Source organism: Bacillus sp. MMSF_3353 (assembly GCF_030733445.1).
GTDB lineage: Bacteria > Bacillota > Bacilli > Bacillales > Bacillaceae_G > Bacillus_A > Bacillus_A wiedmannii.
Window position 1 is genome coordinate 29,105 of the sequence record NZ_JASHJA010000016.1, and the last position, 24,789, is coordinate 53,893.

Here is a 24,789-nt window from a genome sequence, read left to right on the forward strand (position 1 = left end):
AACAAAGTAAATACATTTGTTTAGGGGGTTATTGAAGTGTATGTTATTAAAAAACTATCGGTTATGGTGTTCACGCTATGGGTCATTACAACAGTAACATTTTTGATTATGCATATCATTCCAGGGGATCCATTTTCATCAGATGCGAAAATCTTTCCTGAAGAAGTGATACAAAACATGAGAGCGAAGTATCACCTTGATGAACCGTTATGGAATCAATATGTTGCTTATTTAGATGGCGTAGTTCATTTTGATTTTGGTGAATCTGTTCAATCCACAGGTCAAGGTGTATCAGAAATTATAACGACAGGATTTGGTCCATCAGCGATTATTGGTTTACAAGCACTTGTTATTTCATTATTAGTCGGAATTGCAGCAGGTACATTTGCAGCTCGATATCATGGGAAAGTAATTGATTATAGTGTGAGCTTACTTGCGATTCTCGGTATTTCTATTCCAAGTTTTATTTTAGCACCACTATTTATACAAGTATTTGCTATACAATTTGAACTTTTACCAGTAGCGTCTTGGGGCACATTCGAACATACGGTATTGCCATCCTTCGCATTAGCGTTAGGACCAATCGCGGTTATTACAAGATTTGTTCGCTCTAATATGATTGAAGTTTTGCAGAGTGATTATATTAAGCTAGCGAGAGCGAAAGGCATACCAATTAAGAAAATCATTATAAGACATGCTCTTCGAAATGCGATTGTTCCGGTACTTACATTTGTTGGACCGTTAATGGCTGGACTTTTAACAGGAACTTTCGTTATTGAAAAAATATTTTCCATTCCTGGTCTAGGAAAATATTTTGTAGATAGCATTTTTAACCGGGATTATCCGGTCATTATGGGAACAACGATTTTCTATAGTGCATTATTAATTTCTTGTATTTTCATTACAGATATTATTCACCGTATTGTGGATCCGCGTATTCGTTCTATTACGTAAGGAGGGGGGCATTTAAATGGGAGCTTATGAAATCAATAAACAGTTATTAACGAATGAGGAGAAAAAAGAATTAACGATAAATAAAGATCAGCAAACGATTAGTCGAAAGAAGGAAGTGTTTCGCAAGTTTATATCAAACCCTATAGCAGTTTTAGGGGCAGTGACGTTATTACTAATTATTATTTTCTCACTGGTTGGCGAAAGTTTAACGGCATTTACTGCGAGTGAACAAGTAAAAGAAGCAACAAACCTCCCACCTAGTAGTGAGCATTGGTTCGGAACAGATGATTTAGGAAGGGACATATGGGCGCGCACCTGGGCTGGAGGGAAAATTTCACTAACAGTTGGATTAGTGGCAGCGGCTCTTGATATAGGAATAGGTGTACTAATCGGGGGCTTTAGTGGATATGTGAGAGGACGTAGTCGCCTTGGAACGTTAATTGATGAGTGGATTGTACGAGGGATTGAAGTGTTATACGGTATCCCATATTTATTAATTGTTATTTTATTATTAATCGTTATGAAACCAGGGCTTTTTACCATTATTATTGCCCTTGCATTAACAGGATGGATTGGCATGGCACGTCTCGTTAGGGCACAAGTATTATCTTTAAAGCAAAGAGAATTTGTTATTGCAGCAGAGCGATTAGGTACATCGCATATGAAGATTATATACGGACACATCATTCCGAATTTAACAGGCATTATTATCGTAAATTTATCATTTACAATTCCAGCAGCTATTTTCTCAGAATCATTTTTAAGCTTTATCGGACTCGGAGTACAATCACCAGCAGCGAGCTGGGGAACGATGACGAACGATGCACTTGGGACATTACTAAGCGGAGAATGGTGGCAATTATTCTTCCCAGCAATCATGATTGCACTCATTATGTTTGCATTTAATGCAATTGGTGATGGTTTGCAAGATGCAATTGATCCGAAGATTGTAAAACGGAATCGAAAGGAGAAAAAACATGGGACAGCTCTTATCTTTAGAAAACGTAACATTGGTCGTTGAAAAAGAGAGTAGTAAGCAAGCAATTGTGAAGCATGTTTCCTTTTCTATTAATGAAGGTGAAATCGTTGCACTTGTAGGAGAAAGTGGTTCAGGAAAAAGTGTTACAGCACAATCTATTGTCGGATTAAATCAAGAATCTATTCACATTGATGACGGAAGCATCTCTTTCCAATCTCAAAGGTTGACGAATTTACAAGAATCAGAATGGAATCAAATTCGAGGGAAAGATATTTCATTTATCTTTCAAGACCCTCTGTCCTCTTTAAATCCGACGATGAAAGTAGGAAGGCAAATTACAGAAGTGATTTTGCAACATGAGAAAAAATCGAAAAGAGAAGCAAAAGAAATTGCGATTAACTTATTAAATGATTTAGGGATACATGAAGCAGAGAAACGTTTTGAACAGTACCCACATCAATTAAGCGGAGGCATGAGGCAACGTATTTGTTTAGCAATTGCGTTTGCGTGTCACCCAAAGCTCGTTATTGCAGATGAGCCTACAACTGCATTAGATGTAACGATTCAAAAGCAAATTATGGGGTTATTAAAAGAGCGCAAAGAAAAACAAAATACGAGTATTTTATTAATTACACATGATTTGGCGCTTGTACGTGAAGTAGCTGACCGAGTAGTTGTGATGTACGGGGGACGTGTTGTTGAAAAAGGGACGATAAAAGAAGTGATAGGTTCACCTAAGCACCCATATACGAAAAGTTTATTGCAAGCTATTCCGAATATGGATGATTCCGAAAAGGTACTTAGGGCCATTGAGGGAACAACACCATCAATTGAAACGTTAAATAGCTTTGGGTGCCCATTTGTAAATAGATGCCCAGTAGCAATACAAGAATGTGTTCATCGTTTCCCTGATAGAACAGCATATTCTGGGGAACACAGTTCACATTGTTGGCAACATGTTCTAGAGCATGACCAAGCGAAATCAAAAGAGAAGGTGAATGCCTCATGACGACAGATTTAATTACTGTAAAGCAAGTAACGAAAACGTATGGAAGTAAAAAGAAAGAAATCATAGCGCTAAAAGATATATCACTTTCTATCCCGAAAGGAACAACGCTTGGCATTATTGGAGAAAGTGGTTCAGGAAAGACAACACTTGGTAAGCTCATAGCTGGGATCGAGAGCCCAACGTCTGGTCAAATTGATTATAACGGTCAAGTTGTTCACAAGTTGAAATCAGCTCATAAGCGAGATTTCTTGCAGAAAGTACAATTCATTTTTCAAGATTCAACAGCTGCATTAAATCCGCGCTGGAAAGTACGCGATAGCGTAACAGAAGGATATATTTCATTCGGTTTAGGTGATAAAGGATTGAAAGATGAGGTAGCAGGTGATGCGCTAGAACGTGTTGGATTAGATAGACGATATACTGATCGATACCCACACGAATTTAGCGGAGGACAACGTCAACGGATCGCTATTGCAAGGGCGTTATTATGTGAGCCAGAAGTATTAATCCTGGATGAACCAATTTCAGCGTTAGATGTTTCACTTCAAATCCAAATTGTGCACTTGTTGCAAAAGATTCAAAAGGAACAAGGCTATACATATTTATTTATCGCGCATGATTTACCGATGGTTCACTACTTATGTGAAAAAGTGGCTGTCTTATATAAAGGAGAACTTGTTGAATTTGGAAATACGGACGAAGTATTCCGTAATCCACAACATTCTTATACAAAAACATTATTAGCATCAACACCAAAAATTTCGGGTTAAAGGAGAATGTAGGATGAAGAAGTTTTTACTGTTTGTCATTATGACTGTTTTAGCGATTACTTCTGTCGCTTGTGGTAAGAAAGAGACGCAACAAGCAAGTGCTGGTAAGGGAGAAGGAGATCGATTAGTAACGAATATTGGTAGCGATCCATATACACTGGATTCCGCTATTGCAACAGATAGCACATCAGGTTATGTAATTGGACATTTATTCTCAAGCTTATATACGCAAGATAGTGATGGGAAATATCAAAATGAATTAGCAGAGAAAGAAGAAGTAAATGCAGATGGAACTGAATATACAATCCATTTAAAGAAAGATATTAAATGGTCAGATGGTTCTCCTATTACAGCAAATGATTTTGAATTTGCATGGAAGCGGTTATTAAATCCGAAAACGGGTTCTATGAATGGGACAGAAATGTACTTTATTAAAGGTGCAGAGGCGTATAATACTGGAAAAGGTGAAGAAAGCCAAGTTGGTATTCAAGTTGTTGATCCTCAAGCATTAAAGGTAACACTTGAGCACCCAGTTGCTTCTATTAAACAAAAATTAGCGAGTTCATTATTTATTCCATTATCTAAAAAATCAATTGATGACAACAACAAATTAAAAACAGATCCAAAAGAGTTAATTACAAATGGGCCATTCACGTTAAAAGAATGGAAGCATAACCAAGCAATTACAGTACAAAAAAATAAAGAATACTATGATAAAAAGGTAACATTAAAAGAAATTGAGTTTCGTATTATTCCAGATTCTAAAACAGCGTACCAATTATACAAATCAAAAGAATTAGATTTACTAAGTGGTTTACCACAAGAAATGATTGAGAAAGAAAAAGGAAATAAAGAATATAAGCGTGTTGCGGGATTCTCATCTTATATTTATTCGTTTAACGTAGAAAAAGAGCCATTCACAAATGCGAAAGTACGTAAAGCATTTTCATTAGCAGTTGATCGTAAGTTTATCGTTGAAAAACTGTATAAAAACAATGCGCAAGAAGCATATGCATTCGTTCCAGAAGGAGCAAAAACACAAAGTGGTCGTGATTTCCGTAAAGAAAAAGGTGATTACGTAAAATTTGATACAACAGAAGCGAAAAAATTATTAGAAGAGGGTATGAAAGAACAAGGTTGGTCTACATTACCTGAAGTAACATTAAAATTCACAACGGATACACAGCATAAAAAAGTAGCAGAAGCAATGCAGGAAATGTTTAAGAAAAATCTTGGTGTAGATATTAAATTAGAAAATAAAGAGTGGAAGAGTTACATCGATACATATAAGCAAAGTGATTTCCAATTAGCTTATATGGGATGGGGCGGTTCTTTATTAGACCCAATTACTAAACTAGATTTATATGCAGGTGATGGTCCAAACAACTATGCAAAATGGCATAATAAAGAATTTGACGCTTTAATCAAAGAAGCAGAAGTTGAACAAAATGAAGATAAGCGTTTTGATTTATTGCATAAAGCAGAAGATATTATGTTTACAGATTCACCGTTAATTCCAATTATATTCCCTTCTGATTCTTACTTACAAAAAGGATCAGTATCTGGACTTCAATATTATGTTGGATCTAAACCAGATTTAAGATATGCAAAAATAAAGAAGTAGGCAACCGCCTACTTCTTTATTTTATTTCTCTTTTATATTCTTTTTTCGTTCCATCAGAGAAGACAACTTCTAAATCAAACTTTTGGTAGTCTTTATCAAGTTTGAACACATTTACTACTTGATCGATTACTTCTTGGTCGGGAGTATCTTTATTAAATTTTAATTCTTGTAGAAGTGGGCTTAATTTTGTGATAGCCTCGTCTCCTGTTAATTTTACATCTGCTTTATGATCTTCAATTTTTGCTTCCATTTTTTTATCTGCTGCTACATTTTTATAGTCAGCTTCGTAGTCTTTCTTTGTATCTTGGTAGTCTGCCTTTAAATCGAATTCATTGAAGTTTAGTTTTAAATCAGCAGGAGCTTCATTCTTTGCCTCTTCTGTAGTCTTTTTATTAGAAGTTGTGTCTTCTTTAACAGGAGCTTTACATCCTGTTAATGCAGGTACTAGCATAAGAGCTAATAAAACTGATAGTAAAATTCTCATTAAAAATTCCTCCTTATGTAAATTCGTTCTATACAAGTTTTTCCCAAAATCATGTAATTATGTATGAGGTGAAAATAAATTATTACCCTATAGCCACAAGGGATAATCCGCAATTTAAATCAAAAATGATTTGTATGTATATGGTAAATTGAAGTTGTGAGGGGGTACTAACATGCATGAAGAATATAAAGAGATGATAAAACAAGCAATTGAATATAGAGGATCATTTACATGAGGAGCTTACAACAGAAAGAGTGGCGTCTCACAGTGCAGTATCGATGTACCATTTTCATCGCATCTTTCAAAGATATGTTGGGATGAGTGTAACGGATTATATTCGAGAGAGAAGGTTAACTCATGCTGCGCAAGCTTTAGTGTCAACGGAGAGGGCTGTTATTGATATTGCAGTACAATACGGCTTTTCCTCACAAGAGGCATTTACGAGAGCCTTTAAAAGAATGTTTCAATTGCCACCGAAGAAATATCGAAAGTACTTCCAGTCATTTTATATAGAAAGAGAGGGTGTTTCAATGCAAAAAGGTATACCGAAAGGATGGATCTTAAGTGGGAGTCATCCTGCTGAATATGAGATGGGTTTAGACTATGAAGTTGCCCATCAAGGAAAAGTATCTGCATACATAAAGGCAAAAGAGAATGTTACACATGGAGGATTTTCAACATTAATGCAAATGTTCCGAGCGGATAAATATGTAGGTAAAAGATTACGTTTAACAGCATTTGTTAAGAGTGAGAACGTAAGAGATTGGGCAGGATTGTGGATGAGAGTAGACGGAAAAGATACAGAACCACTCGCTATGGATAACATGCAAAATCGCCCAATTAAAAATACGAATAACTGGCAATCGTACTCGGTTGTATTAGATATAAAAGAAGAAGCACTTGGTATAGCATTTGGTGTCTTATTATCAGGGGAAGGTTGTGTGTGGCTAGATAGTATTCGATTTGATGAAGTGGATGAAAAAATTCCTTCAACAGATTTGGCTGAAAATTTTTATGAAACACTACTAGAAGAGCCAATAAATCTGCAATTTGAAGAGATAGAAAAGTAAGGAGAAAAGATATGTTCAAATATGCAAAACTAATAAGTATTAGTTTAGTAGTATCGTCTTGTATTATGGGAATTAACTATTTCATTAGCTATCTGTGGTCAGGGCATATACCTTCTTTGACGTGGAGAACATATTTGATGTTTATGTTTATATTTATGATGAGTTTTAGTTCGATGCAAAAAAAAGGGGAAGAGGATTATTGACAATAGTCTTCTTCGCCTTTCTTTCATTAACACAAATGTTCATAACTGTTTTCGGAAATGCAGGTATGATCTTTAATATAATTTCACTATCATTACAACTTGTAAGTTCGGGTGTAATTGTACCACATGAGATGCTTTCTAAAACATATCAAACAATCGGTGAATTATTTCCCGCAACATATGCAGCGAATGGCTATTATACAATAATATTTGGGGGAGTAAGTTTAGAGAAAAATATTATTTCATTATTAGTCATTATATTAGTTACACAATTGGTAGCAGTAATTACTGTATCTATAAAAGGAATAGTAAAGAGAAGAAGCTATGTAGTTAAAGAAGTATAAAATAAAAAAGGTATCCTGCGATTGGATACCTTTTTTATTTTATTATTTTGTAACTTCTGTCCACTTGTAGTTAAATTCACCACCGAAGTCAGTTGTTACAAGCCCTTTAATAAATCCGCGTTGTAGGTAAGAACGACCTTGTTGGTATAAAGGAGCGACAGCACCATCTTGTAATAGGATTTTTTCAGCTTGCTTCATTGCTTCAAAGCGAGCCTTTTCATCGCTAGCTAAATCTGTTTTCACTTTATGAATGAGCTCATCATACTCTTTGTTAGAGTATTTATCGAAGTTATAAGCACTATCTGTTGTAAATAAATCTAAGAATGTAATTGGGTCAGCGAAGTCAGGGCCCCAGCCATCAATACCGATTTCATAGTCACCACTTAATAATAGTTTCAGCTGTTGTTTACGTGGTTGTGGTTTTAATGTCACTGTTAATCCATCTAGGTTCTTTTCTAGTTCACCTTTTAAATATTCACCAGTTTTTTTAGCTAAAGCATTATCACTTGTTAATAGTTCGATTGTTACTTTGTCAGTACCAAGTTCTTGTTTCGCTTTTTTCCAGTTTTCTTTTGCTGTTTTCACATCATCTTTGACTAGGTTTCCATTTTCTTTACGGAAGTCAGTGCCTTCTGGGCTTTTCGCGAATTTCGCAGGAACCATTCCTTCAGCTGGAACAGCACCGTTATTTAAAATTGTTTCTACGTATGCTTTTTTATTCATTGCTCCGTTAATAGCAAGGCGTGCATGTTGATTTTTTAATGTTTCATTTTTTTGATTGAGTCGTAAAAATTGAATACCAACTTCAGCACGGTCCTTGAAGTTTGGATCGCCCTTATATTTATCAACAAACTCTGCAGTTAAAGCAACGCGATCAATTTGTCCTGAATCGTATAAGTTAACTTCTGTAGATTTATCTTTAACGACATTGAAGTTGATTTCTTCTAATTTTACAGTTTTAGCATCCCAATAGTTGGGGTTCTTCTTCAATTGAAAGCTTTGCTCGTGTTTCCAGTTATCTAATATGAAAGCACCGTTGTAAATTAAATGATTTGTTTCTAAACCATATTTATTGCCCTGAGATTTTAAGTAATCTTCATTAATTGGTAAGAATGTTGAGAATGTCGTTAAGCTTAAGAAGTAGGGAACAGGACGGTCTAGTTGTACTTCTAACGTTTTATCATCAAGAGCTTTGACACCTAGTTGATCAATTGGCAATTGTTTCTGGCTTATTTGTTTCGCATTCTGTATATCGAAGAATAAGAATGCATATTCAGCTGCTGTATCAGGATTTACGGCACGTTGCCAAGCGAAGACAAAGTCCTTTGCTGTAACTGGAGTACCGTTTGACCATTTTGAATCACGCAGGTGGAATGTATATTTTGTTTTATCGGGACTAAGGTCAACCGACTCAGCAACACCAGGAATTGGTTTGTTATCTTCTCCCATTGCATATAAACCTTCAAAAACATTGCGCATTACGCTCATGGATTCCCCATCCGTTGCTTTTGCAACATCCATTGTTGGAATTTCTGAAGCGAATGATAAGTTAATTGCCTGTTTATCATTTGCTTTCGCTCCGCTTGCATGATCTTTATTTCCTCCGCAAGCAGTTAGTAATAGACTTGCCCCTAAAACAGATGCAACAACAGGTACAACTTTTTTCTTCATTGTTCGTTCCTCCCTAAATGTGTTGTTCGTAACGTCGTAATGTCCACGTTTTGAAGTGTAGCTATAGAAGAAGAGAAAACCTATTATAGATATGTGTATGTAGGTAATCAGGTGTTCTATATGTATATACATGTTGATCTATAATCTATCGTTATATGTTTCAACGTAGTAGACGTTATATTTTGATGGTGAAATATTTTGTTTCTTTGATTATTTAGAATATTAACACTGGAAAGAACTATATGTCAATAATAAAAATAGATTGTTAATTTCTTAGAATAATATATTAAAAAAGCAGATTTCCTCGCATTAGGGAATCTGCTTTTAATATGTTTTGCTAAAAAAACAATTGGTGTGGGCTAATAATCAGTGGGGGATGAAGAAAACCCCACTGATTAAAGTTTCGCTTTATTTTTCAATTTTGGCCCATTTGAAGTTTAATTGACCTGCAAAGTCTACTTGCACAATTCCTTTCACATAAGAACGTTCTAAATAAGATTCGCCTTTTTGGTAAAGAGGAGCGATAACAGAGTCTTTAAATAATATTTTCTCGGATGCTAGTAATGCTTCCCAGCGAGCTTTTTCATCACCGGCTAAAGTTGTTTTCACTTTTGCTATTGTTTCATCGAACTCCTTATTAGAGTAATGATCTAAGTTGTAAGGGTTATTCGTTGTAAATAGCTCAAGGAATGTAATTGGATCAGCAAAGTCAGGGCTCCAGCCGTCAATTCCAATTTCGTAGTCACCTTTTAATAAAAGTGAAACTTGTTGTTTACGTGGTTGTGGTTTCACATTTACTGTTAATCCATCTAAATTCTTTTCTAGTTGTCCTTTTAAGAACTCACCAGTTTTCTTATCAAGGTCAGCATCACTTGTTAATAATTCTAATGTTATCTTTTCAGAACCAAGCTCTTGTTTTGCCTTTTTCCATAATTCTTGAGCAGATTTTGTATCAACCTTTGTTAAATCGCCGTTTGCAGCACGGAAGTCTGTTCCGTCAGGTCCTTTTGCAAAGTTTTTCGGCACGAGACTAGAGGTTGGTGTAGAGCCGTCATTTAATAACGTATGTACAAAGGATTTTCGATCAATTGTTTGATCGATTGCTTGGCGTGCAGAAACGTTTTGAAGTACTTTGTTTTGTTGATTCATACGTAGAAACTGTACCCCTACGTTTGGCCGTTCTTTAAAGTTAGCATCCTTTTTATATTTATCAACGAAGTCAGATGTTAGTTTGATACGATCTAATTGTTTTGACTCGAATAAATTTACTTCTGTAGATTTTTCTTTTACGACGCTAAAATTGATTTCTTCCAGTTTGACAGTATCTTTATCCCAATAGGTAGGGTTTTTCTTAAATTTAAAGCTTTGCTCATGCTTCCAATCGCTTAGTGTAAAAGCTCCGTTGTACAAAATTGTATTGTCTTCTAAGGCATACTTATCACCTTGTGCTTTAAAGAATTCCTCGTTAATTGGTAGAAATGTTGGGAACGCTGTTAAGCTTATAAAGTACGGAACAGGACGTTCCAATTCTACCTCAAACGTATGGTCATCAATTGCTTTTACACCAAGTTGATCGGCTGGAAGTTCTTTGTTGTTAATTTTTGTTGCGTTTTTAATATCAAAGAATAGAAATGCATATTCAGAGGCTGTTGCTGGATCGACAGCTCTTTGCCAAGCGAAGACAAAATCTTTTGCTGTGACAGAAGTGCCGTTTGACCATTTTGAATCTCGCAGGTGGAATGTGTATTTCGTTTTATCGCCACTTACTTCATGAGATTTCGCAACGCCAGGGACAGGTTTGTTACCTTCACCAAGATTATACAAACCTTCAAATACGTTTCTCATTACTTGACCAGAATCAGTATCTGTAGCACGAGCTGTATCCATTGTTCGTATTTCAGTAGGTGAAGATAAGTTTAAAACCTGTTTACTAGGCGCCTCGTCTTTTGCATTTGCTCCGCTTGCTTCGTTTTTATAACTACCGCAACCAGTTAATAAAATACTTACTCCTACAACTGATGCAATACCGGGTACAAACTTCTTTTTCATTTGATTTTCCTCCTAAATAATTAAGTTTGGATGATGATGAGGGAAATGAAAAATAAAAAATCCCTCTTTTCATATTGAGAAAGAGGGATTTTTACGTACAAGTTATGCACCCGTATATAAACGAAGTCCCTCATTCTATCTTTCAAGCACAATGCTTGCAGGAAGTGGCACAGTATTCAAAATGAACCTGTTGCCGAGGTTTCAAAGGGCCAGTCCCTCCACCTCTCTTGATACAATGAGTAAACGAATAAATTTTATTAATTTTTGTGTTTCTTTGATAATTCAAAATCTTACACCTTGGATGATGAAGTGTCAACCAATCGGGATATAGTTTAAATTTTCAGTTTTATTTAACGAGAAAAACCACTGCATATGGCAGTGGTTTTTCTACTAGAAGTTAAAGTTATCTGGATCTGGACCAACGCGACGATCTTCATTTAGAGCTTGAATTGCTTTCATGTCATCAGCACTTAATTCAAAATCGAATATATTTGCATTTTCAATAATGCGATGTTCTTTAATAGATTTAGGGATTGTTACAACTTCATTTTGTAAATCCCAGCGTAAAATAATTTGTGCAGTTGATTTATTATATTTTGTCGCAATGTCTTGTAATGTGGAGTTATCCAGTAGTTGTCCCTGCATTAATGGTGACCAAGCTTCAAGCTGGATGTTATGTTCTTTACAGAAAGCGTGTAATTCTTCTTGTGCTAAACGTGGGTGGTATTCCACTTGATTGACCATTGGCTTAATTTCAGCGATTTCAAATACGTCTTGTAAGTGGTGAATGTGGAAATTACTCACACCGATAGCACGAACACGGCCATCTTTATAAAGTTTTTCTAACGCTTTCCATGATTCAGTATATTTCCCTTTTACAGGCCAATGTACTAAATATAAATCTAAATATTCTAGACCTAATTTTTCTAATGTAGTTTCAAATGCTTGGAGTGTCGTTTCATATCCTTGATCGCTATTCCATACTTTTGATGTAACAAATAATTCTTCACGTGAAACACCTGATTCACGAATCGCTTGTCCAACGCCTTCTTCGTTTTGATAGATTGCTGCAGTATCGATGCTGCGATAGCCATTTTTAATTGCTGCTTTTACAGATTCAATTACTTCTGAACCATCTTCTACTTTAAAAACACCTAAACCGAACCAAGGCATTTTTACACCGTTATGTAATGTTGTATAGTCTTTTAAACCTGTTAAATTCATATTATTTCCCCCTAGCTTTTTTGTTTGTTGCTTCTACTGCTTTTTGAATTGCCTCTGAAAAATTATATTCATATAAAGCTTTGAGACCTTCAGCTGTGGAACCACCTGGTGTTGTTACTTGTTCGCGGAGGTTAGCTGGATCTTGCGTTTGTTCAAGCATAGAAGCAGAGCCGGAAATCATTTGAATGACAAGGTGTTTTGCGGTTGCTTCATCGACTCCATAATTTTTTGTTGCTGCAATTAAGCTTTCAGCAAAGTAATAAAGGAAAGCTGGTGCACTTCCAGTAATTGCAGTAAGCTGATGAACTTCTTCCTCAGTGCAAAGTTGCGAAGTACCAATGCCTCTTAAAAGCAGTTGCAAGGTTTCTTGATGCATCTCGTTTACTGATTGTCCTGTTGTATATAAGGAGATTGACTTCCCAATTTCAGCAGCTGTATTTGGCATAATCCAAGCAACAGGCGTGTCCTTAGGGAGTCTAGCTTCTAAATAAGATGGACCAATGCCAGCAGCTACCGTTACGACAAGTTGATTCGATAGTAACGGAGATAGCTCCGCTAATAATTCTTCATGTGCAGAAGGCGGCATTGCTAAAACAATCGTATCAACAGATGTAACATGCTGCTTCCAATCTGTTGTGATAGACACATTATATCGCGCTCGTAATTGTTCTAGCTTTTCTACGTTGCTGCGGTTAGAAACGATAATTTTTTCGATGTATTCTTTGCTTGTTTTAAGTAATCCGGAAAATATAGCTTCTGCCATACGACCAGCACCAATAAATAGAATTCGATGTTTAGTTAGCATATCCTTTATTCCTTTCTAGTGGAGATATGTTATAAAAAACGATACCATTTTTAAGAGAATTTTGTAAAAAGAAAAGACTTATTGTGAAAAGGATGGAAATGGAGGGAGGAGGGTTAATATAAATAAGGTTATAAAAATTATTATACTTAAAAAATAGTTGTAATAAAAAATCCCTGAAGCATAACTGCTTCAGGGGTTAATAGATTATAAGTTTATGCTTTTGTCATACCTAACAATACAGCACCGCCGATAATTAAAACACTACCTAGTGCAATAAAGATCAATTGACGTTTTGTTTTCTTTTCACCTAAGAAGACAATCGCACCGAATGTTGAGATAACGATTCCAGTTTGAGATAATGGGAAGCTTGTTGCTACTCCGACACGTGGTAATGAAAGAAGTAAGAATAAGTTTCCAGTTCCCCATAGTAAACCAGATAAAGCATTACGGATTGCATATTTGTTAAATGGTTTATGTTTAGATGTCAGTACAACCGCACCAACAAACATACCAACTGCTTGTGGTAAAATAGCAGACCAACCATCGATATTATACCAACGAATAATAATTACATATACAAGGTAACCGAAAGTAGAAACAATTAAAGTAAGAAGTCCTTTTTTCAATTGTCCTGGTGGCTGTGCATTTTCTTTGTCATCTAGTGATGTGAATACAACACCAACTACGATTAATAGGATTGCAATCGTTCCCAGAACAATCGTTGTTGTAGTAGTCCACTCACGGAAAGCGATAACCCCAAAGATAGAAGTTGCAACAAGTTGCATACCAGTAGAAATCGTTACAGTAGTTGAAACACCTAGTTTTTCAACTGTTTTTAATTGGTTTACTTGTCCTAAAGCCCAGAATAAACCTGAAATAAAACCAACAATCAAGACTGTCATTGTTAAAGCTGGTTGAGTAAATACATACATAATTGTTGCGAAGAATAGAGCACCGATTGTCATACCTACCGTTTGGCTATATGCACCACCGCCCATTTTTACGCTTACTAATAAGATGTTTCCCCATGCAATTGCAGGAAGAAGCGCTAATAAAATGTCCATTACAAGACTCCCTTCGGTTTTCTATACCAATATAATTACATATCGTTCTAACGATCGGTAATGCCCCACTACTAGAGTAGAAGATTACCGATCGCTAAAACAGGATGAAGAATTCACGATATAAATGCGTTTTCATTTCTTCATTTTTTGAAACACCTCCATATAATAACAGGAAATTGCCTATTTTAGAAAGTGAATTCAAATAAAATGTATATTTTAATAAAAGGTAAAATTCAGTTATTTCCCGGTGGTATATTTTATTTCCTAAGAAATAAAGAAGCAGCTTCGATAAAAGCTGCTTTAAGAGTTAGTAATTCTTTTATTAATAAGCTGAATACATAGCAGAAATAGGAGTGACATACTAATAGTGATAACTACAAGTGTCCAAGCGAGCTGCATATTACTTGCATCAATCGCCATGTAAATTGCAGTTGGGATTGTTTGAGTTTTACCAGGAATGTTCCCAGCAAACATGAGTGTAGCACCGAACTCACCGAGCGCACGAACAAAGCTCAAAATCATTCCGCTTAGTAAGGCGGGAAATGCAAGCGGAAGTGTAACGTGCAGAAAAACTTGATATTCACTTGCACCAAGGTCGCGAGCACTTTCTTCAATTTGTATATTTGCAATAGAAAATCCCGTTTTTGCTGATTGATACATGAGCGGAAATGCAACAACTGTAGAAGCGATGATCGCAGCAGTAGATGTGAACATAATGGACTGCTGAAATATTGATTCTATCCACGTTCCAATGGGACTATTATTTCCAAAAATGATAATGAGAAAAAAGCCGATTACAGTTGGCGGAAGTACCATTGGTAATAAGAAAATAGTTTCTAATATTATTTTATATCTCCATGAGGAGCGTGCTAACACCCTTCCAATAATCGTCCCTAAAATTGTAACGATAATGGTGGCGCATGCAGCTACTCGTATAGATAGAAAGATTGGTGAAAAAATAGCATCAAAGCTCATGGCAATTATAATAGGACTGTAAATCCATATTTTTTAAAGATAGATTGTGCATCTTTTGACTGCAAATACTCATAAAATGAAGTCGCCTCTTTCTTGTGCTTAGATTCTTTTATAACACCTAAAGGATAGTGGATTGGCTCATGCGAAGTAGCTGCTGCTGTCTCACCAATCTTTACTTTGTTTGAAATAAGAGCATCTGTTTTGTATACAATACCAGCATCGACATTACCTGTTTCTACATATGTTAACACTTGGCGAACATCTTTTGTAAATACGATTTTATTTTGAATGTCATTCCAAAGATTTTCATGCGTGAGAGAAGCCTTTGCGTATTTTCCCGCGGGTACAGATTCAGGTGTACCAAGTGCGATTTTCTTAATTTTTTCATCTTTTAAATCTTGAATTTTCGTAAGAGAACTATCTTTTGGGACAACTAGAACAAGTTCATTTCCAAGAAGATTTTTCCCTTCTTTTTCATTAATGAATCCTTTTTTTACAAGAGTTTGGAATTTATCTTCGGCTGCTGAGAAGAATAAATCAGCAGGTGCGCCTTGTTCAATTTGTTGTTGAAGTGCACCAGAAGCACCGAAGTTAAAAGAAAGTTTAATATTAGGTTCTTTTTCTTTATATTTTGTTTCAATTTCTTTTAGTGCATCTTGTAAGCTTGCAGCAGCTGATATAGTAAGTTCTACTGCTTTTCCTTCTTTAGCAGTTGATTTCTCTTTCTTTTCGCCGCTTGTACATGCGGCACTAAATATAAGAAGAAAAGAAAGTATAAGTGCTCCGATGGATCGTAATGTAAACTTGTTCATAAAAAAATCCCCTTTCGTTTTGATATATTCAATCATATCTAATTATAACTAATTATAACTAGATATGATTAGTTATAATTGAATATAATTTGAACGATATAGTTGTTTTTTAATATAGGAGAAATATTCTTTTCTTTGTTACAATGAAGGAAGAAAGTGAGGAATCGTCTATGGATCATCATTCCTACACAACGGAAGAAGTAGCGAAGCGATTAAAGGTATCAAAATTAACTGTATACGATCTAATTAAAAAAGGAGAACTTCCTTCTTATAGAATTGGTAGACAGATGCGCATTGATGCAACAGATTTAGAACAATATATAAAGCAAATGAAAACAGGGAAAATACAAGGTACTCCTGTAAAGAGCGAAGATAGTAGGGGCTTGGATACATGTATTATTAGCGGACAAGAACTAACGTTAGATATGTTGGCAAAACGTATAGAAAATCGCCTGCTAAGTTCAAACATATTAAGGGCATATCAAGGTAGTTTAACGAGTTTAGTAAAAATGTATCAAGGAGAAGGAAATATCGTTAGCTTACATTTGTTTGATGGAGAAACAGGTACATATAATGTTCCGTATGTAAAACGTATTTTAGTGGGACAACCATGTACGATGATTAATTTATTAGCAAGGAACGTTGGGTTTTATGTGCAAAAGGGAAATCCGAAAAATATAAAAACATGGGCTGATTTATCTCAATCATCTATACGATTTGTAAATCGAGAAAAAGGTTCTGGCATTAGGGTGTTAGTGGATGAACAATTGCGCATTCAAAAATTAAATAAAGAGCGTATTAGTGGATATGAATGGGAAGAGTCGAATCATCTTGGTGTTGCCACGCAAGTCGCAAATGGAAAAGCTGACGTAGGAGTAGGTTCAGAAAAGTTTTCACAGATTGTAAATGTAGACTTTATTCCAATCATGAAAGAACAGTATGATTTAGTGATTTTGAAGAATAAAGAAAATGAAGAGCTGATCGAAGTCGTGAAAGATATTCTGCAATCGGAAGAATTTCATAATGAATTAAAAGCGATTGGCGGATACGATATGACGAAAACAGGTCAAGTTATATATGAAATAAAGTGAAACTTTAATCAGTGGGGGTTTTCTTCATCCCCCACTGATTATCAGCCCTCACCAATCGGACTTTAATGGGCAGCCCGACCCCCACCTAAATTCTTTGCTTTCGCTGAATTTTGAGGTGGGGGTCTTACTGCCCATTAAAGCGGGACAAACTAAAAAGCTGCTTGTCTATAAGACGAGCAGCCTTTTCTATATATAAAGGGGTTTGGGGAAACAAAGTATTAAACAAGACCTTGAGCAAGTGTGTAAATGAAGGCTGTAAGAAGAGTCGCTCCACTTGCAAGTCCGATAAAGTCTGATTTGTTAAATGTAATGTTGTTCATTATAATCTCTCCTTATTTATTTATTTATTTAATGTAGTTGCAACAGCTTTTGCATCGACAAGTGCGGATAGCACCATGCCCATTGTATTTAAAAATTTGTTTGATTTCATTTTGTTCATCATGCGTATCCGCTCCTTTTCGAATTGTTGTTGCCCTGCTTTATGTCTTAATTATAGGAAATATGATCGCCTGCAACTATCGAATTAGCTTACGGGAGACTTACATTTTTGTAAGAAAAAAAGACATTCATGTAAGAATGTCTTTTAAAGCATATTGATATGATGATGCTCTTCAATTGTTTTTAAAAAGCTACGCATTGAATTCATCATATAACTATCTTTACGGCGTATGAAAACCGTTGAAATACTACCATATTTTTCAGGGATTGCATGACAATGTACTTTACCAGCTTTAGAAAGATGGTGGACAGCAGACTGTGGTACGAGTGTAATTCCAAGGCCGAGTGCAACACTGTTTAATATCGTTTCTAATATATTAAATTCCATAATTCTTTTTGGGAGCAAACCTTCATCTTTAAGCCATCGTTCTAGTTTGGAACGGTATCCACATCCTTGGTTAAAAACGAGTAGGGGCGTTGTTGTAAATTCTTCTATATGAAAAGCTTTATTTTGTGTTACAAGCATTAATTTTTCTGTACTAACATCGTATTGTTCAATTAGTGGGTGTTTAATAGGCCCTGATATAAAGGCACCATCTAATTGATGATCAAGTACTTCTCTAATCAATGCTTCTGTTAGACCCGCTTGTAATGATAAATCGACATTCGGATAGCGTTTATAGTAAGAAGATAAAATGGTAGGTAATGTACTTACTGTTTCGACTGTACCGATTTTTAATATGCCAGAGGGAGTTTCACTATCTAAAAATACTTGTTTTAGCTCGTCAACATCTTGCAAAATTTTATTAACATAAACGAGCATTTTTCTTCCTTCAGCTGTTAAAGTCATGCCTCGTTTATGACGATAAAAGAGCGGTGTTTTTAGTTCGTTCTCTAGTTGTTTAATACGTGCAGTTACATTTGATTGTACGTAATTTAATTCCTTTGCTGCGCCACTTACACTACCTTTGTCGGCAACGTTCTGGAAGATTTGTAAATCTCTTAATTCCATAATGTGATCCTCCTTGATGTTAACTATCATTATAAATGATAGTTAACATCATTTTGAATCATTTTACGTGATATATTTTTTCTTTTACAATTCTCTTTGTGCAAATAGAAAGAAGTGGGGGATTGTGGTGAAAAAAGGTCAAATGATAATAGGGGCTTTAGCATGTTTAATTGCAAGTATGTCGTGGGGAGCAATGTTTCCGGTTGCTGATCATGCGCTAGAATACATAGATCCATTTTATTTTTCGCTTATTCGCTATGGAGCAGTGGCGATCGTACTGATTGTATTGTTGTTAATGAAAGAAGGAAAACAGGCATTTCGTTTAGAGGGAAGAGGAAAGTTACTCGTCTTTTTCGGAACGCTGGCGTTTACTGTATATAATGTACTTATATTTTTAGGTCAAATGTTAATGGGAAAATCAGGTGTGATGGTAGCCTCCATTATGGAAGCACTGATGCCGATGATTTCTATTTGTATTCTATGGGGATATAAGCATGTAAAACCGAAAAAGTATATGATAACGAGCATGATTATCGCTTTTGTAGGGGCTGTATTCGTTATTACGAAAGGGGATATGAGTTTCTTTTTAACATTGAAAGATAACATGTTTTCGCTGGCCTTTATATTTGTTGGGGTTGTAGGTTGGGTTATTTATACGATGGGTGGTCAAACGTGTAGCGATTGGTCAACATTACGTTATTCTACGTTGACGTGTGTATTCGGTACGACTGTCACAGGGATTATAACTGTAATCATTACATCGTTTGGATACGTATCGGTTCCGAATATGGGAACGATTTCTATCGTGAAATATGATTTATTGTTTATGATGACATTACCAGGTATCGTAGCGTTACTTGCTTGGAACTATGGTGTGAAAATTTTATCGTCCATTAATGGGATTTTATTTATTAATTTTGTACCAATCACGACTTTAGTTATTATGATGATGCAAGGATATCGAATAACAATGTTTGATATTATAGGGACTTTACTTGTTATTGCAGCACTTATTCGCAATAACGTTTGTCAGAGAAAAGAAGAAAATATAAACAAGCGAAGTTTACAAGAAGAGCAATTACGTCAAGCTGTTTAATAGGCAATTGGAGGATTTCACATGTTAGAAAGTTTATTGTTTTTCTTCGCCGTCGGAGTTGCCTGCGAGCTTGCAGCAATTAACCGAAATGGTCGTAAAAAGATAAAACAACAAGCTGAGCTGATACAGCTTTTAAAAGAATTGAAAGAAAGAAAAATGTAAAAAGACGACCGGGCATAGACGGTCGTCTTTTTCTATATAAAGGGGAAAGGGGACACAAAGTTATACAAGCGTAGCAGCGTAAATAAAAGCAGTAAGAAGAAGAGAGCCACTAGCTAATCCTAAAAAATCTAATTTGTTAAAAGTGATGTTATTCATGATGCATTCTCCTTACTTGTTTAATGTAGAAGCAACAGATTTTGCATCGATTAGAGCGGAAAATACCATGCCCACTGTATCTGAAAAATTGTTTGATTTCATTTTGTTCATCATATGAATCCGCTCCTTTTCGAATAGTTGTTGTTTCTTTCTGACTTAATTGTATGAAATATTTGGGGAAGTAACTATCGAATTAGCTTACAAGAAAATTACACTTTTGTAAGAATTGAAATGTAACAATTAATACTTAAAATTATTACCAACTCCTAAAACTTAGTGTTATAATCGTTATAAGAAAATGATTATAATTCGGATATTCAGAAAGGAACGAAACAAATGTATAAACCAATTACATTTTTGTTGAAATATATATTTAAAACAGCTGGGAAAGTAGAAGTGCAAGGAAGAGAAAAGTTACCAGAAGGTGGCCCATATGTTGTTGCATGTACACATACAAGTTTTATGGATGTATTAATGTTAGCCACAGGGATGTACCCGACCCAAATTCATTACATGGCAAAAAAAGAGTTATTTGAAGGGAAGTTCAAAAATTGGTTCTTTAAAAATGTGAATGCATTCCCTGTAGATCGTACGAATCCAGGACCGAGTACACTCAAAATTCCGTCACGCCTATTAAAAGAAGGGAAAGTAGTAGGGATTTTTCCGAGTGGGACACGATCAACAGAAGACGTTTCATTAAAAGCTGGGGCTGTTACGATTGCATTGCGTTCTAATGTCCCGTTAGTACCGGCAGCTTATGTTGGTCCATCAAGTGTAAAAGAATTAATAAAAGGGAAAAAGGCACAATTAATTTTTGGCGACCCAATTCAAATTGATGCTGAAGAACAAATAGATCGAAAGACAGCTATGAAAATGATGACAGATCAATTAAATGAGAAGTTTGATGAGCTAAAGGAAACTTTGCAATCAAATCAAAAGTAAGAAAAGACGACCGGGCATAGACGGTCGTCTTTTCTATTACTATTTATAATAAAGGGGAAAGGGGACACAAAAGTTATACAAGCGTAGCGGCGTAAATAAAAGCAGTAAGAAGAAGAGAGCCACTAGCTAGTCCTAAAAAATCTAATTTGTTAAAAGTGATGTTATTCATGATGCATTCTCCTTACTTGTTTAATGTAGAAGCAACAGCTTTAGCATCGATTAGAGCGGAAAATACCATGCCCATTGTATTTAAAAAATTGTTTGATTTCATTTTGTTCATCATATGAATCCGCTCCCTTTCGAATAGTTGTTGTCCTGTTTCTGACTTAATTGTATGAAATATTGAGGAGAGTAACTATCGAATTAGCTTACAGGAAAATTACACTTTTGTAAGAAAAACGAATGAAGGTGTAATGATGAGAAAGTTTGACATATGTTCGTGGAATTCATTAAGTTAAAAGTAGAGGTGAGTGTATGGCCAATATTAAAGATATTGCAAAGATGGCGGGAGTTTCAGTTACAACTGTTTCGAGAGTGTTGAATGATCACCCATATGTAAGTGAAGAAAAAAGGAAAGCGGTTATGGAGATAGTTGAGAAGTTGAATTACTCACAAAACGCAAATGCCGTTCATTTATCAAAAGGGAAAACGAATATTGTTGGTGTAATTTTACCGTATATTAATCATCCATGTTTTGATGCGATGGTGGGCGGGATGATGGAGGTGGCGTTAGCTCATAATTACAGAGTGCTACTTTGCCAAACGAATTATAATAAAAAAGAAGAAATGAAAAGTTTACATATGTTAAAAACAAAACAATTGGATGGCCTTATTATTTGTTCTCGTGCGAATGATTGGGAAACGATAGAGCCGTATGCTTCCTATGGGACAATCGTTGCTTGTGAAGATAATGATATTTCAAATATCTCAAGTGTATATACGAATCATTCGGCAGCTTTTCAATTAGGAATGGATTATTTGATTGAGAAAAGTTATAAAAAAATTGGTTATTGTACGGGGAGGAAATTAGGTCCGAGTAGTCAAAAGCGTTTTGATGTTTATAAACAGCAATTGCAATCTATAGATGAAGAAGTGAATGAAGAATGGATTTTTACAGAATGTTTTACATTAGAAGATGGTGTGAAAGTGGCTCATAAATTAAAGGGGATGCAGCATCTTCCCGAAGCATTAATAGTAGCAGGAGATGAAGTTGCGATTGGGGTTATGACAGAAGCTGAAAAATTAGGTATTCAAGTTCCTGAGGATTTAGCGATTATTGGCTTTGATAATCAACCTATTTCGCAAGTGTTACAACTTACAACCATTGATCAAAATTTAAAGGAGATAGGTAAAAAGGCTTTTGAAATGTTTTATAGGCAAATAAGTGGTGAGAGTTCTAAACAAGAAAAGGTGGAAATTCCATACGAACTTGTGGAACGCTCTACTGTTTAGTTTTAATCCGTTATGTGTAAATTGCATAACGGATTATTTTTTTGAAATATCTTTGACAGGAAACGCGTTTCATACTTTATAAAGGAGTTACACCGGTCTGTAATAATCCATGGATTCTTTTCAAGAATAGTATTTGGAGGGATATGCATGAATGAACTTTTATTGAGTATGAAAAAGCATATAGAGGATGATGAAAAGATTTTGGCTTTTGTCGTAGGGATATTTGAGAAGGATAATTTTACGCTATCGTATCAACAAGGGATTTTTGCTGCTACTACTAGACGTCTTCTCTTTTATGGGAAATTTCCATACTATCCTGCAACATTTAAAGATTATTCATATTTGCATATAGATAGCATAGATTTTCGTCCGCATTTCGAATGTACTTGTAATCATGAAACCATTCGAGCTAAGTATATTCAGAAGGGGAATGTGGAGCGATTTGTCCGTACAGTTAGAGCGAATATGAATAATTAATCACCCCTTTGTTTAAACATAATATCCCGATCTGTAAGAGTAAAAATGTGCAATAAAAACAACTTCTAAACCTCTAGGAGATAGTGATACAATGTCAAATGGGGGGAGGTATGAACTATGGTTAATCAACGTATAAAGGAAATAACACTAATTACAATTGGTTCATTATTATTCGCAATTGGTATTAATTACTTTGCAATTCCAAACCGTTTATCAGAGGGTGGAATTATTGGTTTAACGGTTGTTACGTACTATTTATTTGATTGGTCACCGGGGATTGTAAACTTTGCTATAAATGCAATTTTACTAGCTATTGGTTATAAATTTTTTGATAAGAAAACGATGGTTTATACAATTTTAGGGATTGTAGAAACATCCTTGTTTTTATATGTTACGGAACATATTGAGTATCATGTAAATAGTGATACGTTATTAGCAGCTCTATTCGCTGGCTTATTTGTCGGTGTCGGATTAGGCTGTATGTTCAAAGCTGGAGGTACATCAGGAGGATCGGCAATTTTAGCTCGGTTAGCCAATCAATATTTAGGGTGGAGCGTTGGTAAAGGCGTACTTATTATTGATATTGTGGTAATTGCTGGTTCTGTATTTATAATAGGGCAAGAAAAAGCAATGTACACACTTGTTGCAGTATTCATCGGAGCGAAAGTGATTGATTTCATTGTAGAAGGAATGGATACAAAAACAGCTGTTACAATCATTTCAAATCAACCGGATTTAATCCGTGAAACTATTACGAAAAACATGACACGCGGTGTCACTGTATTAGAAGGACGCGGCGGATATACTGGTAAAAATAAAGAAGTGTTATATGTTGTTATAAATAAACAAGAGCTTGTTAAGTTAAAGCAGGTTATTAGTCGAGTAGATGAAGATGCTTTCGTTGTTATTCATGATGTACGCGATGTACTTGGCGGTGGCTTTAAAGCGAGCTAAAAGGTGAACGAGTAAATTCGTTCACCTTTTTTAATTCTTACAATAATGTAAGTGTAATGTAATGAGATTCAATAGTAGATTTTATTCCTTCTTTTTAAAATGGATGTATATATATCCTGCAGAGGAGGAAGATTGATTATGAAGAAAAAAATGATCACTACTATAATAGCGATGATAGTGATAGTAGTAATGTTACTGCCTACGAAACTTGGACCAGTTATCGATAAATATAATCCACTTTATAAGACGAAAGAATACTATACGGTCGTGAATACAATTGGTCAGCATATTGGTGATGAGTGGTATGAATATGAATTTATTGCATTTGACGAACGTGGAAGAGAACAAAAAATAAAGAAGACTGTTAAGCATATGTTAAAGAGAGATGAAGCGTTAAAGGTGTATGCAAAAGGACGCTACGGAGAGGCGATTGAAGAAATTGAAGCTGTAAATATTCCTATTAATGCGAAGAGTAAACTTTTAACGATGAGATAGCAGATTATACCCCCACCTATTTTTTGTCGAAAATAAAAATACTAGGTAGGGGTATTTTGGGGTTCATGAAAGAGCCTTAGTCAATATGAACTAAGGCTCTTTTTGTTATATAAAGGGGAAGGGGGGTACATTGTAGTAACATGAGTGAAAGGTATAAGAAGAGTAGCTACTAGCAATGTAATTTGGTTATGTGAGTGTTCTTCTTATTTGGCTTGCTTTCTAACTTTAGTGTACGAGATATAGGTAAGAGAAACTATCGAATTACATTACACATAGCTTACAAACATGTAAGTCTTCTGTAATGTAATTCGATGGTTAAAAGATAGTGAATTTCATATAGTGTAATTAGAAAGTCTCACTGTATTACTCTCTGTTTGTAATATTAATGAAGAATGAAAAACCAACTACTTTTTAATAGCCCTCATCTGTATTTAGATGAGGCTCTTTTTATAAACCTTACAACATTGTAAGGTTTAC

27 protein-coding genes, 1 pseudogene and 1 riboswitch are annotated in these 24,789 nt (G+C 35.3%); of the genes and pseudogenes, 16 read left to right on the forward strand and 12 right to left on the reverse strand.

Going from position 1 to position 24,789, the window contains the following annotated elements:
- Positions 1-36: 36 nt before the first annotated feature.
- From RBB48_RS22930 to RBB48_RS22950, 5 genes are read left to right on the forward strand one after another with little or no spacing between them, the layout of a single operon-like run.
- Complete coding sequence (locus RBB48_RS22930) at positions 37-954, forward strand: ABC transporter permease (RefSeq protein WP_306008144.1); 918 nt, start codon at positions 37-39, stop codon at positions 952-954.
- Between the two features lie 16 nt (positions 955-970).
- Complete coding sequence (locus RBB48_RS22935; RefSeq protein WP_088061701.1) at positions 971-1,975, forward strand: ABC transporter permease; 1,005 nt, start codon at positions 971-973, stop codon at positions 1,973-1,975.
- A complete protein-coding gene (locus tag RBB48_RS22940; RefSeq protein WP_088609470.1) occupies positions 1,932-2,942 on the forward strand; it encodes an ABC transporter ATP-binding protein in 1,011 nt (336 codons plus the stop codon). The genes RBB48_RS22935 and RBB48_RS22940 overlap by 44 nt, the downstream gene beginning before the upstream one ends.
- Positions 2,939-3,712, forward strand: a complete 774-nt coding sequence (locus RBB48_RS22945; protein WP_060486393.1) for an ABC transporter ATP-binding protein — start codon at positions 2,939-2,941, stop codon at positions 3,710-3,712. The genes RBB48_RS22940 and RBB48_RS22945 overlap by 4 nt, the downstream gene beginning before the upstream one ends.
- A gap of 13 nt (positions 3,713-3,725) precedes the next feature.
- Positions 3,726-5,336 carry a peptide ABC transporter substrate-binding protein gene (locus tag RBB48_RS22950; protein WP_097891795.1) on the forward strand — a complete coding sequence of 537 codons (1,611 nt, stop codon included), beginning with the start codon at positions 3,726-3,728 and terminating at the stop codon, positions 5,334-5,336.
- A 16-nt stretch (positions 5,337-5,352) separates the two neighbouring features.
- Here the strand turns inward: RBB48_RS22950 and RBB48_RS22955 are convergent, their stop codons facing one another.
- Complete coding sequence (locus RBB48_RS22955; RefSeq protein ID WP_088061704.1) at positions 5,353-5,820, reverse strand: YusW family protein; 468 nt, start codon at positions 5,818-5,820, stop codon at positions 5,353-5,355.
- Between the two features lie 172 nt (positions 5,821-5,992).
- Between RBB48_RS22955 and RBB48_RS22960 the strand changes: the two are divergent.
- The 3 genes and pseudogenes from RBB48_RS22960 to RBB48_RS22970 all read left to right on the forward strand — a co-directional run bounded on the left by RBB48_RS22960 (position 5,993) and on the right by RBB48_RS22970 (position 7,437).
- Positions 5,993-6,890: pseudogene (locus RBB48_RS22960) on the forward strand (helix-turn-helix transcriptional regulator).
- A gap of 11 nt (positions 6,891-6,901) precedes the next feature.
- The gene (locus RBB48_RS22965; RefSeq protein WP_097907321.1) at positions 6,902-7,093 is read left to right on the forward strand and encodes a hypothetical protein; all 192 of its coding nucleotides are present in this window, start codon (positions 6,902-6,904) and stop codon (positions 7,091-7,093) included.
- On the forward strand, positions 7,090-7,437 hold the full coding sequence (locus tag RBB48_RS22970) for an ABC-2 transporter permease (protein WP_097891789.1): 348 nt from the start codon (positions 7,090-7,092) through the stop codon (positions 7,435-7,437). Before RBB48_RS22965 ends, RBB48_RS22970 begins: the two co-directional genes overlap by 4 nt.
- A 42-nt stretch (positions 7,438-7,479) precedes the next feature.
- On the opposite strand, the gene RBB48_RS22975 is transcribed toward RBB48_RS22970, so the two are convergent.
- The 7 genes from RBB48_RS22975 to modA form a co-directional block, all read right to left on the reverse strand.
- Entirely contained in the window at positions 7,480-9,108 is a 1,629-nt protein-coding gene (locus tag RBB48_RS22975; protein ID WP_306008145.1) for a peptide ABC transporter substrate-binding protein, read from the reverse strand.
- A gap of 408 nt (positions 9,109-9,516) precedes the next feature.
- Positions 9,517-11,157 carry a peptide ABC transporter substrate-binding protein gene (locus RBB48_RS22980; protein ID WP_097907319.1) on the reverse strand — a complete coding sequence of 547 codons (1,641 nt, stop codon included), beginning with the start codon at positions 11,155-11,157 and terminating at the stop codon, positions 9,517-9,519.
- Between the two features lie 132 nt (positions 11,158-11,289).
- Positions 11,290-11,394: riboswitch (SAM riboswitch) on the reverse strand.
- Positions 11,395-11,547: 153 nt separating this feature from the next.
- On the reverse strand, positions 11,548-12,381 hold the full coding sequence (locus tag RBB48_RS22985) for an aldo/keto reductase (protein WP_097891779.1): 834 nt from the start codon (positions 12,379-12,381) through the stop codon (positions 11,548-11,550).
- Position 12,382: 1 nt separating this feature from the next.
- Positions 12,383-13,186 (reverse strand): pyrroline-5-carboxylate reductase, encoded by an 804-nt coding sequence (gene proC, locus RBB48_RS22990; RefSeq protein WP_097891776.1) that lies wholly within the window; start codon positions 13,184-13,186, stop codon positions 12,383-12,385.
- 212 nt (positions 13,187-13,398) lie between these two features.
- The gene (locus RBB48_RS22995; RefSeq protein WP_000353549.1) at positions 13,399-14,250 is read right to left on the reverse strand and encodes a GRP family sugar transporter; all 852 of its coding nucleotides are present in this window, start codon (positions 14,248-14,250) and stop codon (positions 13,399-13,401) included.
- Between the two features lie 300 nt (positions 14,251-14,550).
- Complete coding sequence (modB, locus tag RBB48_RS23000) at positions 14,551-15,225, reverse strand: molybdate ABC transporter permease subunit (RefSeq protein ID WP_306008146.1); 675 nt, start codon at positions 15,223-15,225, stop codon at positions 14,551-14,553.
- 5 nt (positions 15,226-15,230) lie between these two features.
- On the reverse strand, positions 15,231-16,037 hold the full coding sequence (gene modA / locus RBB48_RS23005; RefSeq protein ID WP_048542930.1) for a molybdate ABC transporter substrate-binding protein: 807 nt from the start codon (positions 16,035-16,037) through the stop codon (positions 15,231-15,233).
- Between the two features lie 143 nt (positions 16,038-16,180).
- Here modA and RBB48_RS23010 point away from each other — a divergent pair, with 143 nt between their 5' ends.
- Positions 16,181-17,128: a helix-turn-helix transcriptional regulator gene (locus RBB48_RS23010; protein WP_306008147.1), complete on the forward strand. Its 948-nt coding sequence runs from the start codon at positions 16,181-16,183 to the stop codon at positions 17,126-17,128.
- A gap of 218 nt (positions 17,129-17,346) precedes the next feature.
- Here RBB48_RS23010 and RBB48_RS23015 read toward each other — a convergent pair whose 3' ends face one another.
- Both RBB48_RS23015 and RBB48_RS23020 read right to left on the reverse strand, forming a co-directional pair.
- A complete protein-coding gene (locus RBB48_RS23015; protein ID WP_001060018.1) occupies positions 17,347-17,448 on the reverse strand; it encodes a DUF3948 family protein in 102 nt (33 codons plus the stop codon).
- A 263-nt stretch (positions 17,449-17,711) separates the two neighbouring features.
- On the reverse strand, positions 17,712-18,578 hold the full coding sequence (locus RBB48_RS23020; RefSeq protein ID WP_262800295.1) for a LysR family transcriptional regulator: 867 nt from the start codon (positions 18,576-18,578) through the stop codon (positions 17,712-17,714).
- A 127-nt stretch (positions 18,579-18,705) separates the two neighbouring features.
- Here RBB48_RS23020 and RBB48_RS23025 point away from each other — a divergent pair, with 127 nt between their 5' ends.
- Both RBB48_RS23025 and RBB48_RS23030 read left to right on the forward strand, forming a co-directional pair.
- On the forward strand, positions 18,706-19,674 hold the full coding sequence (locus RBB48_RS23025; RefSeq protein WP_141542691.1) for a DMT family transporter: 969 nt from the start codon (positions 18,706-18,708) through the stop codon (positions 19,672-19,674).
- A 21-nt stretch (positions 19,675-19,695) separates the two neighbouring features.
- Positions 19,696-19,836, forward strand: coding sequence for a YrzO family protein (locus RBB48_RS23030; protein WP_000894064.1), 141 nt, complete (start codon positions 19,696-19,698; stop codon positions 19,834-19,836).
- Between the two features lie 60 nt (positions 19,837-19,896).
- Here the strand turns inward: RBB48_RS23030 and RBB48_RS23035 are convergent, their stop codons facing one another.
- A complete protein-coding gene (locus RBB48_RS23035) occupies positions 19,897-19,992 on the reverse strand; it encodes a DUF3948 family protein (protein ID WP_001060007.1) in 96 nt (31 codons plus the stop codon).
- A gap of 336 nt (positions 19,993-20,328) precedes the next feature.
- On the opposite strand from RBB48_RS23035, the gene RBB48_RS23040 reads away from it, so the two are divergent.
- Positions 20,329-20,934 (forward strand): lysophospholipid acyltransferase family protein, encoded by a 606-nt coding sequence (locus tag RBB48_RS23040; protein ID WP_306008148.1) that lies wholly within the window; start codon positions 20,329-20,331, stop codon positions 20,932-20,934.
- Between the two features lie 73 nt (positions 20,935-21,007).
- Here RBB48_RS23040 and RBB48_RS23045 read toward each other — a convergent pair whose 3' ends face one another.
- A complete protein-coding gene (locus RBB48_RS23045) occupies positions 21,008-21,103 on the reverse strand; it encodes a DUF3948 family protein (RefSeq protein ID WP_001060007.1) in 96 nt (31 codons plus the stop codon).
- A 305-nt stretch (positions 21,104-21,408) separates the two neighbouring features.
- On the opposite strand from RBB48_RS23045, the gene RBB48_RS23050 reads away from it, so the two are divergent.
- The 4 genes from RBB48_RS23050 (at position 21,409) to RBB48_RS23065 (ending at position 24,312) form a co-directional block, all read left to right on the forward strand.
- Positions 21,409-22,386, forward strand: coding sequence for a LacI family DNA-binding transcriptional regulator (locus RBB48_RS23050; protein WP_087984956.1), 978 nt, complete (start codon positions 21,409-21,411; stop codon positions 22,384-22,386).
- 147 nt (positions 22,387-22,533) lie between these two features.
- Positions 22,534-22,863, forward strand: coding sequence for a PH domain-containing protein (locus RBB48_RS23055; protein WP_060486406.1), 330 nt, complete (start codon positions 22,534-22,536; stop codon positions 22,861-22,863).
- A 117-nt stretch (positions 22,864-22,980) separates the two neighbouring features.
- The gene (locus RBB48_RS23060; RefSeq protein WP_000248044.1) at positions 22,981-23,817 is read left to right on the forward strand and encodes a YitT family protein; all 837 of its coding nucleotides are present in this window, start codon (positions 22,981-22,983) and stop codon (positions 23,815-23,817) included.
- A gap of 138 nt (positions 23,818-23,955) precedes the next feature.
- On the forward strand, positions 23,956-24,312 hold the full coding sequence (locus RBB48_RS23065; RefSeq protein WP_048563001.1) for a YxeA family protein: 357 nt from the start codon (positions 23,956-23,958) through the stop codon (positions 24,310-24,312).
- The last annotated feature ends 477 nt before the right edge of the window (positions 24,313-24,789 follow it).

Bases quoted from the DNA above. Each gene is read 5' to 3' on its own strand.
- RBB48_RS22935 (WP_088061701.1), top strand. From the start codon at position 971: ATGGGAGCTTATGAAATCAATAAACAGTTATTAACGAATGAGGAGAAA.
- RBB48_RS22940 (WP_088609470.1), top strand. From the start codon at position 1,932: ATGGGACAGCTCTTATCTTTAGAAAACGTAACATTGGTCGTTGAAAAA.
- RBB48_RS22945 (WP_060486393.1), top strand. From the start codon at position 2,939: ATGACGACAGATTTAATTACTGTAAAGCAAGTAACGAAAACGTATGGA.
- RBB48_RS22950 (WP_097891795.1), top strand. From the start codon at position 3,726: ATGAAGAAGTTTTTACTGTTTGTCATTATGACTGTTTTAGCGATTACT.
- RBB48_RS22955 (WP_088061704.1), bottom strand. From the start codon at position 5,820: ATGAGAATTTTACTATCAGTTTTATTAGCTCTTATGCTAGTACCTGCA.
- RBB48_RS22965 (WP_097907321.1), top strand. From the start codon at position 6,902: ATGTTCAAATATGCAAAACTAATAAGTATTAGTTTAGTAGTATCGTCT.
- RBB48_RS22975 (WP_306008145.1), bottom strand. From the start codon at position 9,108: ATGAAGAAAAAAGTTGTACCTGTTGTTGCATCTGTTTTAGGGGCAAGT.
- RBB48_RS22980 (WP_097907319.1), bottom strand. From the start codon at position 11,157: ATGAAAAAGAAGTTTGTACCCGGTATTGCATCAGTTGTAGGAGTAAGT.
- RBB48_RS22985 (WP_097891779.1), bottom strand. From the start codon at position 12,381: ATGAATTTAACAGGTTTAAAAGACTATACAACATTACATAACGGTGTA.
- proC (WP_097891776.1), bottom strand. From the start codon at position 13,186: ATGCTAACTAAACATCGAATTCTATTTATTGGTGCTGGTCGTATGGCA.
- RBB48_RS22995 (WP_000353549.1), bottom strand. From the start codon at position 14,250: ATGGACATTTTATTAGCGCTTCTTCCTGCAATTGCATGGGGAAACATC.
- modB (WP_306008146.1), bottom strand. From the start codon at position 15,225: ATGAGCTTTGATGCTATTTTTTCACCAATCTTTCTATCTATACGAGTA.
- modA (WP_048542930.1), bottom strand. From the start codon at position 16,037: ATGAACAAGTTTACATTACGATCCATCGGAGCACTTATACTTTCTTTT.
- RBB48_RS23010 (WP_306008147.1), top strand. From the start codon at position 16,181: ATGAAGGAAGAAAGTGAGGAATCGTCTATGGATCATCATTCCTACACA.
- RBB48_RS23015 (WP_001060018.1), bottom strand. From the start codon at position 17,448: ATGAACAACATTACATTTAACAAATCAGACTTTATCGGACTTGCAAGT.
- RBB48_RS23020 (WP_262800295.1), bottom strand. From the start codon at position 18,578: ATGGAATTAAGAGATTTACAAATCTTCCAGAACGTTGCCGACAAAGGT.
- RBB48_RS23030 (WP_000894064.1), top strand. From the start codon at position 19,696: ATGTTAGAAAGTTTATTGTTTTTCTTCGCCGTCGGAGTTGCCTGCGAG.
- RBB48_RS23035 (WP_001060007.1), bottom strand. From the start codon at position 19,992: ATGAATAACATCACTTTTAACAAATTAGATTTTTTAGGATTAGCTAGT.
- RBB48_RS23040 (WP_306008148.1), top strand. From the start codon at position 20,329: ATGTATAAACCAATTACATTTTTGTTGAAATATATATTTAAAACAGCT.
- RBB48_RS23045 (WP_001060007.1), bottom strand. From the start codon at position 21,103: ATGAATAACATCACTTTTAACAAATTAGATTTTTTAGGACTAGCTAGT.
- RBB48_RS23050 (WP_087984956.1), top strand. From the start codon at position 21,409: ATGGCCAATATTAAAGATATTGCAAAGATGGCGGGAGTTTCAGTTACA.
- RBB48_RS23055 (WP_060486406.1), top strand. From the start codon at position 22,534: ATGAATGAACTTTTATTGAGTATGAAAAAGCATATAGAGGATGATGAA.
- RBB48_RS23060 (WP_000248044.1), top strand. From the start codon at position 22,981: ATGGTTAATCAACGTATAAAGGAAATAACACTAATTACAATTGGTTCA.
- RBB48_RS23065 (WP_048563001.1), top strand. From the start codon at position 23,956: ATGAAGAAAAAAATGATCACTACTATAATAGCGATGATAGTGATAGTA.